General features: G+C 37.7%; 21 protein-coding genes. 6 read left to right on the top strand and 15 right to left on the bottom strand.

Features of this window, described 5'->3' with window-relative positions; genetic code table 11:
- Window position 1 precedes the first annotated feature (1 nt).
- Genes hemC through argB form a run of 9 tightly spaced genes read right to left on the bottom strand, consistent with a single transcriptional unit; the run spans window position 2 to window position 7,679 of the window.
- A complete protein-coding gene (gene hemC, locus ES948_RS03560) occupies window positions 2-961 on the bottom strand; it encodes a hydroxymethylbilane synthase (RefSeq protein WP_152183560.1) in 960 nt (319 codons plus the stop codon).
- The gene (locus ES948_RS03555) at window positions 962-1,786 is read right to left on the bottom strand and encodes a thioredoxin domain-containing protein (RefSeq protein ID WP_246153814.1); all 825 of its coding nucleotides are present in this window, start codon (window positions 1,784-1,786) and stop codon (window positions 962-964) included. It lies immediately after the preceding gene.
- Window positions 1,749-2,183, bottom strand: coding sequence for an FxsA family protein (locus tag ES948_RS03550; RefSeq protein WP_152183558.1), 435 nt, complete (start codon window positions 2,181-2,183; stop codon window positions 1,749-1,751). The genes ES948_RS03555 and ES948_RS03550 overlap by 38 nt, the downstream gene beginning before the upstream one ends.
- Entirely contained in the window at window positions 2,184-3,887 is a 1,704-nt protein-coding gene (locus ES948_RS03545) for a proline--tRNA ligase (RefSeq protein ID WP_152183557.1), read from the bottom strand.
- A 3-nt stretch (window positions 3,888-3,890) separates the two neighbouring features.
- Window positions 3,891-5,171: a glutamyl-tRNA reductase gene (gene hemA, locus ES948_RS03540; protein WP_152183556.1), complete on the bottom strand. Its 1,281-nt coding sequence runs from the start codon at window positions 5,169-5,171 to the stop codon at window positions 3,891-3,893.
- Window positions 5,171-6,058, bottom strand: a complete 888-nt coding sequence (locus tag ES948_RS03535; protein WP_152183555.1) for a polyprenyl synthetase family protein — start codon at window positions 6,056-6,058, stop codon at window positions 5,171-5,173. Before ES948_RS03535 ends, hemA begins: the two co-directional genes overlap by 1 nt.
- 9 nt (window positions 6,059-6,067) lie before the next feature.
- Entirely contained in the window at window positions 6,068-6,484 is a 417-nt protein-coding gene (locus ES948_RS03530) for a hypothetical protein (protein ID WP_425505067.1), read from the bottom strand.
- Window positions 6,485-6,496: 12 nt separating this feature from the next.
- Entirely contained in the window at window positions 6,497-6,781 is a 285-nt protein-coding gene (locus tag ES948_RS03525) for a DUF2018 family protein (protein ID WP_152183553.1), read from the bottom strand.
- A 46-nt stretch (window positions 6,782-6,827) separates the two neighbouring features.
- Complete coding sequence (gene argB, locus ES948_RS03520) at window positions 6,828-7,679, bottom strand: acetylglutamate kinase (protein ID WP_152183552.1); 852 nt, start codon at window positions 7,677-7,679, stop codon at window positions 6,828-6,830.
- Window positions 7,680-7,812: 133 nt separating this feature from the next.
- Between argB and ES948_RS03515 the strand changes: the two genes are divergently transcribed.
- Entirely contained in the window at window positions 7,813-8,361 is a 549-nt protein-coding gene (locus ES948_RS03515; protein ID WP_246153813.1) for an HdeD family acid-resistance protein, read from the top strand.
- On the opposite strand, the gene ES948_RS03510 is transcribed toward ES948_RS03515, so the two are convergent.
- The 3 genes from ES948_RS03510 to ES948_RS03500 are packed head-to-tail and all read right to left on the bottom strand — an operon-like array spanning window position 8,354 to window position 11,196.
- Entirely contained in the window at window positions 8,354-9,235 is an 882-nt protein-coding gene (locus ES948_RS03510; RefSeq protein WP_152183551.1) for a tetraacyldisaccharide 4'-kinase, read from the bottom strand. The genes ES948_RS03515 and ES948_RS03510 overlap by 8 nt on opposite strands.
- Window positions 9,236-9,242: 7 nt before the next feature.
- On the bottom strand, window positions 9,243-10,376 hold the full coding sequence (locus ES948_RS03505; protein ID WP_188109439.1) for a DegT/DnrJ/EryC1/StrS family aminotransferase: 1,134 nt from the start codon (window positions 10,374-10,376) through the stop codon (window positions 9,243-9,245).
- Between the two features lie 13 nt (window positions 10,377-10,389).
- The gene (locus ES948_RS03500; protein WP_152183550.1) at window positions 10,390-11,196 is read right to left on the bottom strand and encodes an NAD+ synthase; all 807 of its coding nucleotides are present in this window, start codon (window positions 11,194-11,196) and stop codon (window positions 10,390-10,392) included.
- A 144-nt stretch (window positions 11,197-11,340) separates the two neighbouring features.
- Here ES948_RS03500 and ES948_RS03495 point away from each other — a divergent pair, with 144 nt between their 5' ends.
- The gene (locus ES948_RS03495; protein ID WP_343029870.1) at window positions 11,341-13,341 is read left to right on the top strand and encodes a nitrate- and nitrite sensing domain-containing protein; all 2,001 of its coding nucleotides are present in this window, start codon (window positions 11,341-11,343) and stop codon (window positions 13,339-13,341) included.
- Window positions 13,342-13,405: 64 nt separating this feature from the next.
- Window positions 13,406-13,888: a nitrous oxide reductase accessory protein NosL gene (locus ES948_RS03490; protein ID WP_152183548.1), complete on the top strand. Its 483-nt coding sequence runs from the start codon at window positions 13,406-13,408 to the stop codon at window positions 13,886-13,888.
- Window position 13,889: 1 nt separating this feature from the next.
- Here ES948_RS03490 and ES948_RS03485 read toward each other — a convergent pair whose 3' ends face one another.
- Entirely contained in the window at window positions 13,890-14,705 is an 816-nt protein-coding gene (locus ES948_RS03485) for a ferritin-like domain-containing protein (protein WP_152183547.1), read from the bottom strand.
- Between the two features lie 40 nt (window positions 14,706-14,745).
- Here ES948_RS03485 and ES948_RS03480 point away from each other — a divergent pair, with 40 nt between their 5' ends.
- Together ES948_RS03480 and ES948_RS03475 are read left to right on the top strand one after the other, a co-directional pair.
- The gene (locus ES948_RS03480) at window positions 14,746-15,339 is read left to right on the top strand and encodes an MBL fold metallo-hydrolase (RefSeq protein WP_152183546.1); all 594 of its coding nucleotides are present in this window, start codon (window positions 14,746-14,748) and stop codon (window positions 15,337-15,339) included.
- A 10-nt stretch (window positions 15,340-15,349) separates the two neighbouring features.
- Entirely contained in the window at window positions 15,350-15,946 is a 597-nt protein-coding gene (locus ES948_RS03475; protein WP_152183545.1) for a class I SAM-dependent DNA methyltransferase, read from the top strand.
- Window positions 15,947-15,951: 5 nt separating this feature from the next.
- On the opposite strand, the gene ES948_RS03470 is transcribed toward ES948_RS03475, so the two are convergent.
- Both ES948_RS03470 and cmoB read right to left on the bottom strand, forming a co-directional pair.
- On the bottom strand, window positions 15,952-16,464 hold the full coding sequence (locus ES948_RS03470) for a PaaI family thioesterase (protein WP_188109438.1): 513 nt from the start codon (window positions 16,462-16,464) through the stop codon (window positions 15,952-15,954).
- The gene (gene cmoB, locus ES948_RS03465) at window positions 16,464-17,357 is read right to left on the bottom strand and encodes a tRNA 5-methoxyuridine(34)/uridine 5-oxyacetic acid(34) synthase CmoB (RefSeq protein ID WP_152183543.1); all 894 of its coding nucleotides are present in this window, start codon (window positions 17,355-17,357) and stop codon (window positions 16,464-16,466) included. The genes ES948_RS03470 and cmoB overlap by 1 nt, the downstream gene beginning before the upstream one ends.
- Before the next feature lie 55 nt (window positions 17,358-17,412).
- Here cmoB and ES948_RS03460 point away from each other — a divergent pair, with 55 nt between their 5' ends.
- Window positions 17,413-18,309 (top strand): cation diffusion facilitator family transporter, encoded by an 897-nt coding sequence (locus ES948_RS03460; protein WP_152183542.1) that lies wholly within the window; start codon window positions 17,413-17,415, stop codon window positions 18,307-18,309.
- The last annotated feature ends 4 nt before the right edge of the window (window positions 18,310-18,313 follow it).

The following is an 18,313-nucleotide window of genomic DNA, read 5'->3' as shown; positions in this document are numbered from 1 at the left end:
GTTATAACCTTTGTGGCATTTCATCTTTAAAGGCTGTTTTTTCAGCCTCCCCAAGCAGTTCAAGTGCACCGTTTGCTATCATCAGCTCTGCCATCTCTACACCAAGATTTGCACTCTCATTTACAGGAACAACTGCTCGCTCTTGCATAATCTTTGAAGCATCAGGAAAGCCGAGCATTGTACGAAAGACTATACTCTCTCCATCTCTTACAGCGTTACAGGCAACGGGTGCAGAACATCCTGCTCCTATCTTGGCAATAAAATCACGTTCAATCTGTGTACAGAGATGTGTGGTTTCATCATTGAGCATCATGGCTATCTCACGCAGCTTCTCATTACCCTGCACTATCTCAATACCAAGTGCAGCCTGTCCCATAGGTGGTATCATCATATCAAGAGAAAGCTTTTGAACATGTGGAATGTCTTTAAGCAGATCAAGACGATTCAAACCGATAAAAGCCAAAATGATTGCATCATACTGCCCTTCAGAGAGCTTTCTTAGACGTGTATTGACATTGCCACGCAAATCTTTTAATTTCAGATCAGGACGAACTTGTAAGAGTTGCATTCTTCTTCGAAGTGAAGTTGTACCAACTACTGCACCTTGTGGTAACTCATCCAAAGATGCATATTTATGGGAGAGAAAAACATCACTTTGGTCTTGACGCTGGGTTACAGCTACAAGCTCCAAACCTTCCGGAATATATGTAGGTACATCTTTAAGAGAGTGTACAGCCATATCAGCCTCTCCTCTTAGCATCGCATCTTCAAGCTCTTTTGTAAAGTGACCTTTACCTCCAATGAGAGCGAGTGGTTTATCTAAGACTTTATCACCGTTACTGACAATTTTGTTCAGCTCTACTTCTATCTCAGGATAGGCTTTTTCTACTCTTGCTTTAATATGATATGCCTGCCAAAGAGCAAGGTCTGATACACGTGTTGCAATTCTTAGTTTTTTCATCTATTGTACTTTCAAATATTTTTTCTTTGTATTGTCTACTTTTCCATCAAGATAGATCGTAGGTGTGCCTCCTACCATTACAGCATTAGCAATATCCAGATCACGATTGACCTGTTTGATAACTGCCGGAGTATTGAGATCTTTTGGCGTGAGCTTTGTTCCTACTGCTTTGTTAAAAGCTTTCAAAATCTTTTTCACATCTCTCTCTTGCGGATTGATTTGCACATGATAGAGCTTTTCAATGACATTTTTATCTCCTTGCAGTTCCGCTGCAGCAGCAGCTTTTACCAAATGGACAGAAGCCGGGTGGAGACGCTCTAGTGGAAAATGGTAGTAATAAACTGCAAATTTTTTCGGATCTTTTTTCATATAATCGAGTGCACCCGGTACAAAGCCTTTACAAAAAGGACAAAGCGGATCTGAAAAGATTGCAACTTTGTGTTTTGCATCAGGATTTCCAAAGAGCAGATTCTCTTTTTTATAGTATTCATCTTTAAATGGTGGTTTGACCAAGTCTGTCAAACTCTCTCCACCTTGCATATCTGTTAGCTCTTTTGTAATGATGCGACCATCAGAGAACCATATCATTCTCTGTTTAATGAGTCTCTTGGGCTGTGCCTTGAGATAGGCCTCAACATCTACTATATAAGCATTCCAGCCTGCTAACTGCTTAAGAGGCACTACATCAGAAACTGTTACATCAACAGATTTCAGTCTCGGGTTTTCCATAAATTTATCGTCTAAAAAGTCTTCTACCTTCTCACTTACATTGTTTGCATAGATAAAACTACTTAAGAGTAGTGTCGTGCTCAATAATTTCAACATCAATGACATCAGAATCCTTTTTTATATTTATATTTTCATCCTCAAAAGAGGTATTGCATCTGTTTGATTTTACATTATAACGGTTAACAATCATACTCGTAAAAGCACTGAACTGCAGCAAGATACCTACAATATCTGTCAAAAATCCAGGGATAATAAGTAAAATCGCACCAAAGAGTGTAAAAAGATTTAAGCGTTGAAACTGCTCAAGGTCAATGCAGTTATATGATACTGCCGTCATATTTTCAACAAGTGTATTTCTAAAGTTTACTAAAATAGAGATACCTATAAATGCAGTGAAAAGTATCTCAAAAAATGTAGCAAGGCCCCCAATCGCTGATGAAATATTAACAGAGACCAGGACCTCTAAAAAAAGATAAATGATAAAATAGATCATCTAAAGAAGTTCCATAATTTGTGCATAGATATCATCTGCCGGCACTAATGTTTTCTCAGTCGTTTGGCGATCATAAATCTGTACCGCACCATTTGCAAGCTCTTTACCGATAATTATAGTATATGGAAAACCTATCAGTTCCGCATCTTTCATCTTAAAGCCAAACCGTTCTTTTCTATCATCAAGCATCACTTCAACACCTGACTCTTGAAGTTGTCCGTAAAGCTTTTCACCCAACTCTACCTGAGCTTCATCTTTAATGTTACTGATCATAATGTTTACCATATATGGTGCTGTTGCTTTCGTCCATTTACAACCCTGTTCATCATGATGCTGTTCGATTACAGCGGCAACCAAACGACTCACTCCCATACCGTACGTTCCCATGATAAAAGGCTGAGACTTTCCATTTTCATCTAAGAACTCAGCTTTAAGTGCCTCTGAGTATGTAGTACCCAGTTTAAAGATATGCCCTACTTCGATTCCCTTTGTAAAAGAGAGCACTCCATCACAATGTGGACAGATATCACCCTCATTTACCTCTGCTATCTCAGCAAAATAAGCAACATCACTGAGTATACCCAAGTCAACACCGACAAAGTGATAATCTTGCTCATTTGCACCACAGATTATATTTGCAGCATCTTTGAGGTCAGCATCAATAACATGTTTTGCCTTGTCTTGGTCAAGTGGCCCGATAAAACCAGGGACCAAACCAATCTCACGCAGTTCCTCTTCATCTACATCAACAATATCGAGTGCATCTGTAGCATTCAGTGCTTTTACCTCTTGAAGGTTGTCACATCCTCGTACAAAGAAAAGAACAATCTCACTCTCATCTTCATAGACAACACGCTTTGCAACACATTTAATAGTATAGTACGGGTCAACCTTGAAAAACTCTGCAAGTTCATCGATTGTTTTTACATCCGGCGTTAAAAATTTATTGAAATTTGCTTCAGGTGCTTCAGGAATAACTGCTCTTGTACTTCTTTTTGCCGCTTCAATATTTGCACCATATTCACATTTTGAACAGACAGCTATTGTATCTTCACCACTATCCGCTAAAACCATCAGCTCTTTTGAACCAGACCCGCCAATAGCACCACTGTCAGCCTCAACGACTCTAAAATCGAGTCCTAAACGCGTAAGAATCTTTTTATATGCCGCTTCCATTGCATCAAATTCACGGTCCAAATCCTCTGTCGTTGCATGAAAACTGTAGCCATCTTTCATAATAAACTCACGTCCACGCATAAGACCAAATCTTGGACGTGCTTCATCACGGAACTTTGTCTTGATCTGGTAAAGATTTAATGGCAGATTTTTATACGAAGTTACACGGTTACGTACCAAATCTACCATCATCTCTTCATGTGTTGGTCCTAAAACAAAAAGATTCTCTTTTCTGTCTTTAAAACGTAAAAGCTCTTTTCCAAATTTCTCAATTCTTCCACTCTCTGCCCAAAGTGATGCAGGTGTTACAAAAGAGAGTTCAACCTCTTGTGCTCCTGCAGCTGCCATCTCTTCGTTTATAATATTTTCTATCTTTTTTATAACACGTTTTGCCAAAGGCATATAGTTATAAAGTCCGGCTGCAACTTGAGAGATAAAACCAGCACGTGCTAAAAAGATGTGACTTGGAAGTGAGGCATCATTCGGTGCCTCTTTCGTTGTGGGAATAAATGCTCTGCTTCTTCTCAAAATCTAATCCTTTTTTAAATGGTGTTTGTATTGGTCTGGGATATTGTCATGTTCATCATTTAAGATGTACTGCATCGCACCCGTTACCGTATCACTCTTTGCTTCATGGGAAGCTTCACGCATCTTTTTTGTCATATCATGCAAAAATCTCTTGATTGCCTGTTGAGCCATCTTTTTGGCTTGCATTTCATACTCTTTTGGAATAAATCCTTTTTTAAGAGCACGTTGTGTCTCCGTCTCTACCGCTTTGTCTGCCTTTTTGTAAATCTCTTTGATAATCGGCTCAACATTGAGTGCATCAAGCCATTCAAAGAACTCAACAACACTACGTCCTACAATTCCGTGTGCCTGACGTACATACTGTTCTCTCTCAGCTCTATTTGCTTCAACAATATCTTGAATATCATCGACTACAAAAAGATAGATATCATCTCTTTGGTTTATATCGATATCTCTTGGAATCGCCAAATCAAACCAAAATCTTTTAAAGTCTACATTTTCAACGAGTTCATTGGTAATGATAGGATATGAAGCACTCGTAGCCGTAAAGATAATATCAAATTCATTGACAGCCTTATGCAGATCTCCAAAATCATACACTTTTGCACTGCACTCTTGCGCAAGTGTTTCAGCCTTTTGTTTTGTTCTGTTTGTAATGTATGTCTCTACTCCATCCGAAACTAAATGTTTTGCACATATCTCACTCATCTCACCTACACCGATAACAAGTGCTTTTTTTGTATGCAGTTCACTTACCTGTTCTTTTATCTGTGTGATTGCAACAGAAGCAACGGAGACAGGTTTGGAAGAGATATCTGTATGGTTTCTTACTTTTGCAGCACATTTAAAAGCGTGTGAGAGTGCCCGTGACATCTTCTTACCGGCATAACCTTTTTCATGTGCAAAACGAAAAGCATCTTTAAGCTGCCCTGCTATCTGTGTCTCGCCGACAACCATAGAGTCAATAGAACTTGCCACTGCAAAAAGGTGATGAATCGCACTACTGTCATCAACGATCTCTGCCGTCTCTTTTAAGTACTCGGCTGAGAGCCCACCTTTAAAGGTAAGCAGTGTCATAATATGGTTCAATGCATCATCAATATCACTACAACAAACACTGATCTCCATTCTGTTACACGTTGCAAGCAGCATCGCTTCGCTGATAGAAGGAGACTGAACCAAACGCTTCAGGCAGCCCTCTTTCTCATCATCTGTATATGTAAACTTTTCTCGTAACTCAATATCGCTGTTTTTATGTGATAGACTGACTGTTAAATAGTGCATTAGTAACTTCTTTGTATCATGGTATCTAAGATGCCGACAAGTTCTGCATCCTCACGCAGAGCCTCTTTTGCTTCATTTGAGAGTGCAACTGCAAGTCCAAATGACTTCTCAATCGTTTTATGTTCATCCATTTTAGATTTTATCCATGCATTTTCATCTGCATCAAGCTTCTTTGCATGAGCAGCTTTAAGACGCTCTTTTTCATTACCCTCAAGTGTTTCATAAAGATAGATATACGGCAGTGTACATTTACCTTCAACATAGTCGTTCATCGCAGGTTTTCCAAGTGTGGCCTCATCCGAAGTGATGTCTAAAATATCATCGATGATCTGGAATGAAAGACCTAAGTTTCTTCCATAGAGTGCGTGAGACTCAGCATCTTTTCCTGCAAGGAGTGCTGCGGCTTTGGCTGCAGCTTCAATAAGTGTAGCAGTTTTAAGATAGAGCATATCCAGATATGCAGCTTCATCAGAGTTAAATGCCTCTGCCATCTTCACATCCATCATCTCACCTTTAGAAAGTGCTGTAACGGATGCTGCGATAGTACGAGCTACCTCTTTGTCAAAGTTAACAAGCTCTGTAAAAGCTTTCGAATAGAGAATATCACCAAGCATTACAGCCGTTTTACTGCCATCAGTTGCATTTACCGAAGCTACACCACGACGTGTATCTGCATCATCGATAACATCATCATGCAAGAGTGAAGCAGCATGAATAAGCTCTACGATAGCTGCTAAAAGTGGTGCTTCCTTTACATCTTTTGCAATTTTTAGTATTAGTTTCGCACGCAATCTTTTTCCGCCACTGAGTTTATTAAAAAGGCGCGTTACCTCATCATAATCTATCTCTTCAATCAATCTTGCTAATTCTGCTTCTACTCTTTGCATATATCTCTTCTAATTTTTATTTTTTAAAAATTTCAACTCAATCTGCATTGCACTGTCATACAGATAAAGCTCAAATTTCGCTTCATTTTTCTTGGCATCAAACTCATTAAACTTTAAAAGAAAATAGGGAGAGTTGTAAAAACTCTTCCCATCATTTCTTAAAACAATCCGAATCGATTGATTTTTATGATTTAGATACAACACATTTTGAGCAACGGATTTATCATACGAATGCAGTACGACAAGTCCGTCATTTACATAAAGTGTCCATCTAAATGCAAAAATTTTCTCTTTGTTTCCGTATTTTACAAGAATTTTCTTTTGCTCATCCTTTTTTAGAGTAATTTTAAAATCTTCTCTAAAATCATTGGCAAAAATGACACTGTTCAAGAGAAAAAAAAGTGCCACTAAAACTTGTAAAATCAACCTCACTTTACACTATTCGCTTTGTGAAAGTACTGCGCCCATAAGTTCAACATACAAACTTTTTGCTTTTGTATCACACGCATCTTGATGCTTGATATAGTACTGTTGTATAGCTCTCTCTATATCTTCACCAACATGCTCTTCTAGCATCAACTCCATCGTTGCTACCTTTTCTATAAAGTTTGCAAGTTCTTGTCTTACAATGTCATTGTTTGCATTAAAAACAACATCCATGAATTTTGACTTTGGAGAACCTCCAAAGATATCATCTTCATCTTCAAATAGTGCTTCGTACATCTACGTATCCTTTAATTTAATATTTATGCTGCGATTATAGCAACAATTACTTAACTATTTGGGTTCCTACACCCTCTGATGTAAAAAGTTCAAGTAACATTGAATGTTCTACACGTCCGTCAATGATGTGTGCCTTTGCAACACCCCCGTCAATCGCCTCAAGACAGGCATCTACCTTTGGTACCATACCGCCGTGAATAGTCCCATTGTCTTTAAGCTTTTCAACCTCTTCTTTTGTTAAAGATGAGAGTAGGTTCTTTTCATTATCTAACACACCCGGAGTATCTGTTAAGAAGATAATCTTGTTTGCTCCGATTGATTTTGCCACATAAGAAGCACACAAATCTGCATTGATGTTAAATCCGGGATGTCCCATCTCCTCACCCGCAGCAATTGGTGCAATAACAGGGATAAAGCCATCTTTTACAAGGTTTAGCACTACATCAGATTTTACCTTGTTTATATTACCGGTAAGCCCCCACTTCTCAAAATCTTTTGCTTGAGCCGTAATAAAGTGTGCATCTTTTCCACTGATACCTATCGCTTTTGCATCATGAGAATTGAGAAGGGAAACGATCTCTTTGTTTATCTCACCACTGAGTATCATCTCAACAATTCGCATCGTCTCTTTTGTTGTGACACGCTGTCCATCGATAAACTTCGTATCGATTTTCAAAGCTTCTAACATATCGGTGATCTTTTTACCACCACCGTGAATGATAACAGGTTTAATACCTACAAGGTGCATCAATAAAATGTCTTCGGCAAACTTCTCTTTTAGTTGTGGTGATGTCTGTGCTGAACCACCATATTTTATAACTACTATCTCTTTTCTAAATTCACGTATAAACGGAAGTGCCTCAAGGAGTGTTTTTACAGTCTCTATTTTTGCTTGCAATGCTTTATCCTTCTTGCAATATAATGGAGAATTTTATCTAATTTTATATTATTTACTGATAAATGCTACATAAATAACATTGTGATTGTCTTAATAGTATTATACTTTTGGAAGTTAGATTAAAAAAGGATTTATGATGTGGAAATATCCCATAGAAGAAGATTTATTTGAAAAATTCAGTAAATACTCAAAGATTACAGGTATTATTTTTATTATTTTAGGAATTGTGGGCATTGTTGAACCTGTCTTTATGACCTATGCAACAGTTACTTTTGTAGCATGGTTGATGATGTTTGCAGGATTTATGGCAGGCTATTTTACCTACGTTAGTAACAAAAGTGATATTTTTGGATGGTTGAAGAGCTTCATTCTCATTGCTATTTCACTCTTTATAATCTTTTATCCAATGAGCGGTGTGGGGACGGTAGGACTGCTTCTTGCAATATACTTCTTTATGGACTCCTTTGCAGGTTTTTCTCTGGCACTTTCTATGCGTCCTGCAAAAGGCTGGATATGGTGGATGATCAATGCAATATTCTCTATGCTCATTGGTATTTTATTTATCGTTGGTTGGCCGTTTAGCTCACTCTATCTTATCGGATTACTTGTAGGATTTAGCCTCTTTTTTGATGGTATCGCACTCCTGATTACAGGTTCCATCTTTAAAAAAATGTCTAAATAATATCTGCTTTGACTTTTACTTCCAGATCAAGAAGTGAAAGTTTCAGGCCAAAATGCTCTATCTTTACATAATCTTTATATGTTACAAGAAGTGACGTTGCACCATCCTGGGCTAATATCTTCTTAAGTTCCTCTTTTGAAAAACTATAATGATCAGGGAAATAGTGTTTTGCCACAATATTATCCGGCAGATATCTGTCTAGTCGTTGTGGTCTTGCTATGGCAGTCACAAGTGACATCTTTGCTGTTGCATCAACAAGAGTAACCTCACGGGAGAAATCAACATCCTCACGCAGAACCTTTACCTCTTTAGAACTCCATAAACGCTCACGATACGGTCCGCTTGGCAGGCAGAAACCATTCTTTGTAGCAACATCAATGATAATATCTCTCTTTTTAATATCATGTTTTGAATACGCATCATCAAGAAAAACGATATCACAACCTAGCTCTTTTGCTTTTATGATGGCCGGTTTTCTATCTTCACTGACAATGACCGTTGCGTGAGGCAGCTTTTTTGCATATATCATCGCTTCATCACCACTTGTTGCAACATCACACAGTATCTCGGTTTTATCTTTGACAATGACCAAACCTCGCGATACTCTTCCATAACCGCGTAAAATGATGGCAGGGTCCTTCTCTTTCTTTGCCAAAGCAGTTACAAGAGGAGTTTTTCCACTGCCACCGACTGTCAAGTTACCGACACTGATGATTTTAATACCAAAATCTTGGGGCGTTTTGAGTTTATATCGCAAATACATGATAAAGCAATAGAGCCATGAGAGTGGCAGAAGGAAATATGAGAGAAATTTTTGCAGCAGCGAAGGGTTGTAGAAGTACTTCTCAACCCACAAAACTACTGTTTTTTTCAAAGATATACTATACTCTTGTTTTTGCTATCTTTTTAATAGTAGAAATCACTTTTTCCACATCCTCATCACTCATATTTGCATAGATTGGTAAAGAGAGTACCTGCTGAAATGAACGAAGCGCAACTGGAAAATCATTGACACGCAGTGCATATTTTGATTTATAGTATGTTAAAAGATGCAGAGGAATATAATGTAATCCTGTACCTATTCCCTCCTCACGCAGAGCAACTGCAAAAGAGTCGCGGTTTTTATCTATTTTGATGATATATAAAGAAAAAGGATTCTCTTCGTTAATCATCTGTGGAACAGTAACATGCTCTACACCATCAAGACTTTCTGAATACATCTTTGCTATCTCTTTTTGGCGCTTGATGTTTTCATCTTGTTCTGTAATCTGTGCACGAATATAAGCAGCATTGAGCTCACTTAAAAGGTAATCATTTCCAATATCTACAACATCATAGATATATTCGAGTGCATCCTCATCACGTACCATTGCATGATTTGCAAGCAGTCTTGCACGCTCAATAATCTCATCATCATCTGTTACAAGCATACCACCATTACAGATGTTTTTCTTCAGATGCGGAGAGAAATTAAAGCATACTATATCCGCTCCTGTTGAGCCAATCTTCTTACCCTTATAGGTTGCACCAAGAGCATCACTCGCATCTTCAACAATTTTTACACCATAACTTCTACCCATAGCATAGAGACGTTCCAAGTCCACAGTCACACCACCAAGATGTGTTACTATGACAGCCTTGAGCTTTTTTGAGCTGTTCGCATCGAGATAAGCTTCAAGTTTGTCAAGATTGATATTGTATGTATCCTCTTCAATATCAATAAACACAGGTTCTGCATCAAAATGGCGTACAACTTCAGGAATACTCGGATGTGCATTTACCGAACAGACCACTTTGTCACCCCGCTTTAAATCAAGTGCCAACATCGCTAAATGCAGTGCCGCTGTTCCATGTGAAGTTGCCAGTGCATATGAAGCTCCAACATAAGCTGCAAATTCAGCTTCAAGCTCTTCTACCTGTTTGATATCTTCACCATCGAGTGCGTCACTCACATTAGAATGTGCCTCACGTGAGCTTTCATATCTGCTAAATGGTATTGTTATCGTTTTTTTCATACTTTTTCCTTTCTTATAGGGTTATATCCCGTGGATAATTAAAATCATGTCCCAATGTTCGTGATGTAAGCTTTGCAATCACTGGCATCTTTCGCTTAAAATGGTTACGAAAGATTCTCTGTATAATCATATCTAGCATCTTCGCATCAACCCCTTTTGCAATGACATCCTCACGTGAGAGTCTCTCATCTACATAAAGTTTCATTGCCCCGTCAAGCTGAGCATAAGTGTAGCCCAAATCCGCTTCATCACTCTGACCACTCCATAAATCTGCCGACGGTGCCTTTTTGATAATAGCCTCTGTTACTCCCAGATATCTTGCTAGTTCAAAAACTTCACTCTTATAGAGATCTCCTATGGGATTGACGGCCGATGCCAGATCACCATAGAGTGTTCCATACCCCAGCATCAGCTCACTCTTGTTACTCGTACCCAGCACAAGTGCATTTTCACGTGCCGAGATATCAAAAAGTGTCGCCATCCGCATTCGTGCTGAAAAGTTTCCTTTGCGAAGATTGTCTAACTCAGGATGCATCGCTTCATAGGCTTCTAGCATCGGTGCGATAGAGCAGGTAATATTTCTTAGACCAAAGTCATTACACAGAGCATCGGCATCATCCAAAGAACTTTGTGAAGAGTATTGTGATGGCATCTTCACACACAGTAAGTCATCTCCAAAGGCTTTTTGTGCCAAAACTGCAACAACTGCAGAATCGAGCCCGCCACTTAAACCGACCACAACTTTTTGAATTCCTGTTTTTTTTACTTCATTTTCTAAAAAACGTACAAGATAGTCAGTTATTTGAGAATATTTACTCATTTTTTCTACAAAACCTTTAAAAATTATTAACAAAATAAATTATATCGAAGTTTTGTAACAAAACTCTATGAAAGTATAGCTTTTATTTTTATTCAATGAGAATTTTCTCTAAAGAGATATAGTTTTTTTTAACATAAATGTAACATATATAAAGTATTATTACAAAAAAGATACAAAGGAGATCTTATAAAGTCACAAAGTGTTATCAAAAAATTAAAATTTTCGACCTTTATTCCTCTCATTATTATTACTATTGGTTTTGTATTTTTTATTATCAACTCATACAATAAGCTTACAGAACTGCATACTTTAAAAGCGAATGTCACACATATTACAGAGATATCAAAACTTATCAATCATCTGCAGCAAGAAAGAGGTTTGAGCAGTGGCTATCTTGGAAGCGATGGTGAAAAGTTCAAACAAAAACTTCTTCAAATACGCAAAGCTGTAGATACAGCATTTGAAAATTCTTTGCAGATTTATGGCAAAGATAAAGAGAGTTATCTTGCGAAAAAAAGAATTGTGACACAAATACGCAAAAAGATTGATACTAAAGAGATTGCAACAAGCAATGCATTTGATTTTTTTACAAAAAGAATTAAGCATATACAGTTTATCTATCTTAAAAGTGCCATTCATGTTGATGACACCTTTTTAAACAACAAGCTCCAATGCTACACAAACCTCTCTTTTATGAAAGAGGCTCTTGGACAGATACGAGGTACCTTTAATGGTATTTTGACCCAAAACAAAATTGATAAAGAACTCATTCACAGAGCAATTCATGCAAAAGGGATGTACGATACATCCATGCATCGTTATGAATCTGTAGCCTCCAAAGATTTCTTAGAACTTTTAGACAACGTAAAATCAAGCAGTGATTATCAATACATTGAAACAGTAACAACTGCATACTTTTCACATACTCCTCAAAAGAGTTTGGAAAATCCGGAAGTATGGTTTCAAAAAACGACACATGTTATCAATCAATTCTATCAAATTGAAAAAAAATACCTCTCTAATATTGACATATATATAACACATAAAATCAACAACACTATGATAGAACTTTATATCGATATTTTACTCTTTTTACTTATACTCTTTTTCACCTTTTGGATTAGTTTAAAACTAAAAAATGAGATCATTAAAAATATTCGTCTTTTAAATGAGTATAAAAATGCAGTTGACAGAAGCGGCATCGTATCAAAAACAGATATCACAGGAAAAATCATCTATGCCAATGACAGGTTTTGTTCCATATCCGGATATGCAAGAGAAGAGCTTTTAGGAAAGCCACATAACATAGTAAGACATCCTGACATGCCAAAATCCGCATTTAAAAATATGTGGGAAACCATACTGGCTAAAAAACCCTGGTACGGTATTGTAAAAAATAAGAAAAAAGATGGAGGTTCTTATATCGTAGAGGTAACGATAAATCCTATCTTGAACCATGATGGGGAGATTGAGGAGTTCATCGCCATTCGTAACGATATCACCAAAGTGGTAAAACTTCATGAAGATTTAGAACATACTCAAGAAGATCTGATCTATCGAATGGGTGAGATCGGTGAAACACGCTCTCAAGAGACAGGTTTTCATGTGAAAAGAGTTGCAAAATATTCTGAACTGCTCGCTCATTATTATGGTCTCTCTATTCAAGAAATCACCTATCTAAAAACAGCATCCCCTATGCATGATATTGGGAAAGTCGGTATCCCCGACTCAATCTTGAACAAGCCGGGAAAACTGACACAAGAAGAGTGGAGAACGATGAAAACACATGCTAACATTGGCTATGAGCTCTTTAGAGATTCAGACAAACCACTTCTAAAAACAGCTGCTATCATTGCTTATGAGCATCATGAAAAATATGATGGCAGTGGATATCCAAGAGGCTTAAAAGGTGAAAAAATCCATATCTATGGTCGTATCACTGCACTTGCCGATGTCTTTGATGCACTTGGTTCTGATAGATGTTATAAAAAAGCATGGGATGATAAACGCATTTTTAAATTTTTAAAAGAAGAGAGAGGAAAACATTTTGACCCGCAACTCGTCGATATTTTCTTTGAACATCTTGATGAGTTTCTACAAATTCGTGATTATTATAGAGATACGAGCTCTTTTATGCAAGAATAATCCTCCCTTAACACTAATGTAACAATTATTTACTAAAATACAGGTACTTTTTTAAAGGATCTCAATGAAAGCAATCAAAATACTTTTAGCAGGACTGATTATTGCCAGTTCACTTGTTATTCTCAACGCAGATAAGATAATGGAGCTCTTTCAATCAGTTTCACCGCAAGAAGCAACTATTGTTCAAAAAGGTAAGGAATCTTGTCCTGTTTGTGGCATGAATCTTCCAATGTTTTATAAAACGAACCATGCTGCAAATGTTGATGGTAAAGAGAAACAGTACTGTTCACTGCACTGCCTTGTAGATGATAAAGAGCATAACCATGCAGATACGAAAGATATCAAAGTAGTAGATGTGACATCTCTAAAGTTCATCGATGCTACAAAAGCATACTATGTTGTAGGTTCAAAGAAAAAAGGAACTATGAGTATGATAAGTAAATATGCATTTAAAAATCTCGAAGATGCCGCAAAGTTTGCCAAAGAAAACGGTGGAACTGTTATGGACTTTAATGCAGCTTACAATGAAGCAAAAAAAGATTTTTAATTTAACAAACCTCTCTTTTTGCCATCACTTTTAATTCAGAGCAGGAAAATCCTGCTTCTTTACGTGCATCGATATTCAGATCATTTGGCCGTAAAAAACCGCGAGGGTAATATTTTGCAATAATGTCAAAATAGACATCCTCACTTACACTTTCTCTCTCACAGGCATACTTAAACCAGACATCTCCTTTTTTGACATGATCAACCTCTTCATCTAAAATAATCTCCAGGTTCTCTATGATCTTCTCTATCATTTGGCTCTTTGGAAGTTTTTTGAGCTTTTTGAGTATCATCGGTGTTGCATCAAGCCCATTTGCTTCCAAGTAACGTGGAACTACCACCATTCTCTCCAAAAGTGTCTGTGTCTTTTGGCTCGCTTCAAAGAGTGCATCATGGACAGCAACAGCACCATACTGACTGCCAAGCTCATGCAGCAGAGATTCAAGCATGACAAAGTGGCGTATCTCATCCTCTGCAACAGCCAACCAATCTGCATAATACTCACGTGGAAGTCCACCAAACCTGTAAGCTGCATCAAGGGCTAAATCAATTGCCGAGTACTCTATGTGTGCTACAGCATGAAGAAGCTTAACCTGTCCCTCTTCAGTTGTGAGATTCGAGCGTTTTGGCACCTGTTGTGGAGGAACTGTCGTACATATCTCTGCATAGGATGGAGCATCAAATTTTTTTGGAATGAAATCTTCTTCAAAGTGACATTCATTTGCTTGAAATTTCTTATAAAAATCCTCAAAAAGTCTAAACTTCTCTTGTGGATTTTTGGATTGTAAAATTAACTCTAATTCTTTATAAAAACTCATACTGTTATCATGCTATAATTTCACTAAAAAAGAGATGAATATGACGATAAAAGTCCAGCCGATGGGGCCCTATCAGACAAACTGCTACATCGTTACAAAAGATGGCAAAGATATCATCATCGACCCGGGTGTTGATGCCACTTCATGGGTAACAGCAAATGTCACCAATCCCATAGCCATTTTAAACACACACGGACACTTTGACCATGTCTGGAGCAATGCAGAGTTACAGCGTGAGCTTGGTGTCAAACTCTACACACCAAAAGAGGATGATATGCTCCTGCGTCAAAGCAGTTGGATGCCGGATCTTCCACCTTCTACGCCGGATATTTTGGTTGAAGATGATGCAGAGTTAGACATTGATGGCATCAAAGTCAAATTTCGTCATTTTCCGGGACATACTCCGGGAAGCTCAACAATAGAGATAGATGATGCGATGTTTAGCGGTGATTTTATCTTTGAACGAAGCATTGGACGAACTGATTTTCCCTACTCCAATCCAGAAGATATGAAAAAATCATTAGAGAAATTCCAAAAACTAGACTTTGACAAAACAATCTACCCCGGTCACGGTGGCACAACAACAATAAAACAGGAGCAGCAATATGCTCCATACTGGATAAAACAGCTCTAAAGGAGAGACTATGCAAGATAATTTTAAAGAAAAAGCAAAAAACTGGGATCAAGGTGACATTCGTGTCAATAATGCAAAAGTTATAGCAGATGCAATCCAAAAAAGAGTTCATCTCACGCAGGATATGGAGATAATGGACTTTGGTGTAGGTACCGGTCTGCTTGGATTTGAGATAGCAAAGAAAGTTAAGCAGGTTTACGGTGTCGATACATCAATAGGAATGCTTGAGAAGCTCAAAGAGAAAAACTGTGATACGCTGCATATCATTCCAATACAGCAAGATATCATAAAACAACCGCTCAAACAAAAGTTCGATGGACTGGTGAGCTCTATGACACTGCATCATGTAGAAAATCTAGAGGCTTTTTTTAAAACCATACACAATAATCTCAAAGAAGACGGGTTTATAGCCATCGCTGACCTAGAGAGTGAAGATGGCACATTTCATTCGGACAATACCGGAGTACACCACTTTGGCTTCAATGAAAAAGAGTTGCGTGAGATAGTAGAGAAAAGCGGTTTTATAGATGTTGTGATAGAGAATATCAATACGATAAACAAACCACATCGTGATTTTGGAGTCTTTTTACTGACAGCTAAAAAATAGCTCTCTTAGGACTCCTCTTCTACTGGTACTGGTGTACCACTTTCACTCTCTTCTTTATCTAGAAGTTTCAACTTGAGGACGTGTCTCTCAGTAATAACCGTTTTAAACTCACCTTCAAAGACTTTAATATCTAAAACAAATGCTTCCACATGAACATTACGCTTGCGTCCCTCTTTATGACGAACACGTGCTACAAAATGAACCTCATCATGAAACTTTACAGGTGAAAGAAATTGGCAATCAGAAGCAACAAGAACGACATTTCGTTCATTTACGGCGAGCATTGCTGCATAATCAGCCGCGGAGAAGATAAACCCTCCGTGAATAAGTCCTATATCATCAGCAACCATCTCAGATAAAGTTGTTAGTCGCAACTCTACATAGCCCTGTTCAAATTTAATAACTTCTCCACACAGATCTTGATTTATTCTCTCATGCGTTTGAATAATAATCTGCTCTTCATCTTCTCGATAATCTTCGAGCTCTAACTCTTCTTCATTTACTTCATTCTCTGCCATTATTTCTTATCCTTAATCAGTCGTACATATACTCTTTGTGGTGCGGGGTAACCCTCAACAGTTTTTGAGCTGTCATTGGTGTCTAAAAAATCTTCTAAGGATTGTCCTTCTATCCACTCTGTCTTTCGCTGTTCATTTGCATCCGTCTTAGAAGTTTCTAAAACCTCAAACGCACTAAAACCAGCACGCTTACACCAATTCTCTAATGCCTTTATCGTCGGGACAAAGTAGATATTTGGAATTTTTGAATAACTCGACTCCGGACATAATGCCATCTCTTCATCACCATCAATATAGAAAGTATCTAAGATAACTTCACCCTCTTTGTCAAGTCCTCTGTAGAGAGACTTTAACATTGCTACAGGGTCACTTCTGTGATAAAGTACTCCCAAGCAGAAGATAGTATCAAACTTCTCTTCATAAAATTCCAAATGCTCTACACCTAAGAGCTCATATACAATGTCACTTTTTACAAAATGATTGATAAAATCAAACTGTGTCTTATACAGTGGCGAAGGGTCAAATCCGACAAGAAGTTTCGGCTCATCTTCCTGCATACGAAACATATAGTAACCATTGTTACACCCTATATCGGCAACACGCTTGTTTTTTAAATCAAAATGCTTGCGTAGCAGATTATATTTTATATTGCTTTTCCATTCGCTGTCTATATATGTCTCACCGATTAAGAACGGTCCTTTTCGCCATGGCATCAACAGTTTTGCAGTATCATAAATCTTCTTATCATCAAATTCACCACTGATTTTTACAACATCATCATAACTCACTTCACATTGCACATCTTCTAAATTCTCCAAAGCCTCACGCAAGGGTGCAATATTTTTCCAAGTCATCCATTTTTTTCGTTCTTCTCTTAAACTCTTTATATCCATTTTAATCACTGTTATATCTAAATTTTATTATAATTGTACCCAAAAAGGATACTTTTTGAGATTAGAGAAAAAAGCGACCGTTGCATCGAGCAGTGTTGCAGCACTTCTGGTTTTTTTAAAACTTGCAGTTGGAATATTGAGTGGTTCTATTGCCATACTTGCCTCTGCTATAGACAGTTTACTTGATTTGATCGTTTCTCTCTTTAACTATTTTGCCCTGCACAATGCAGAGAAAAACCCTGATGAAAAGTTTCATTTTGGTCGCAGTAAGCTTGAGCCCCTTGCAGCAGTAATAGAGGGAACGATTATCTCCCTTTCAGCACTCTTTATCCTCTATGAGGCGACCTCTAAAATCCTGCACCCTGTTACTATGCGCCATATGAGTGAAGGTATTATGGTCATGATAGCTTCCTTTGTTATAACAGCTCTGCTTGTTCTTTTTTTAAACTATGTTGCTGAAAAAACAAAGAACATGGTTATCAAGGCAGATGCCCTACACTACAAAACTGACCTCTTCTCAAACGGTGCCGTACTCCTAGCCCTGCTTATCATTCACTACACAGGCCAAGAGCTGATTGACCCCATTTTAGGTATTGGAATTGCCATCTATATGATCTATTCTACCCTTCCTATCATCAAAGAGGGTGTGCTGATGCTGCTTGATGTTGCTCTTGATAAAGAAGATGTTGACAAAATCATACAAGCTTTAAAAGAAGAGCCTGAAATTACAAACTATCACTATCTTCGAACACGTGTTTCAGGAAGTCACATCTTTATCTCATTTCATGCAGTTTTCAATAACGAGATATCGCTCTATAATGCTCACACTATCGCAGATAAAGTAGAAGCAAAAATCAAACAGCTTTTTGATGACGATAAAAAAGTACATATATTAGTACATATGGACCCTTATGATGATGCAGAGATAAATGAAGAAGAGGAAGAGTGGTAAAGAT

Source organism: Sulfurimonas indica (assembly GCF_009192995.1).
Lineage (GTDB): Bacteria > Campylobacterota > Campylobacteria > Campylobacterales > Sulfurimonadaceae > Sulfurimonas > Sulfurimonas indica.
Note: the sequence above shows the minus strand (reverse complement) of the source record. Positions and strands in the feature narration are given on the sequence as shown.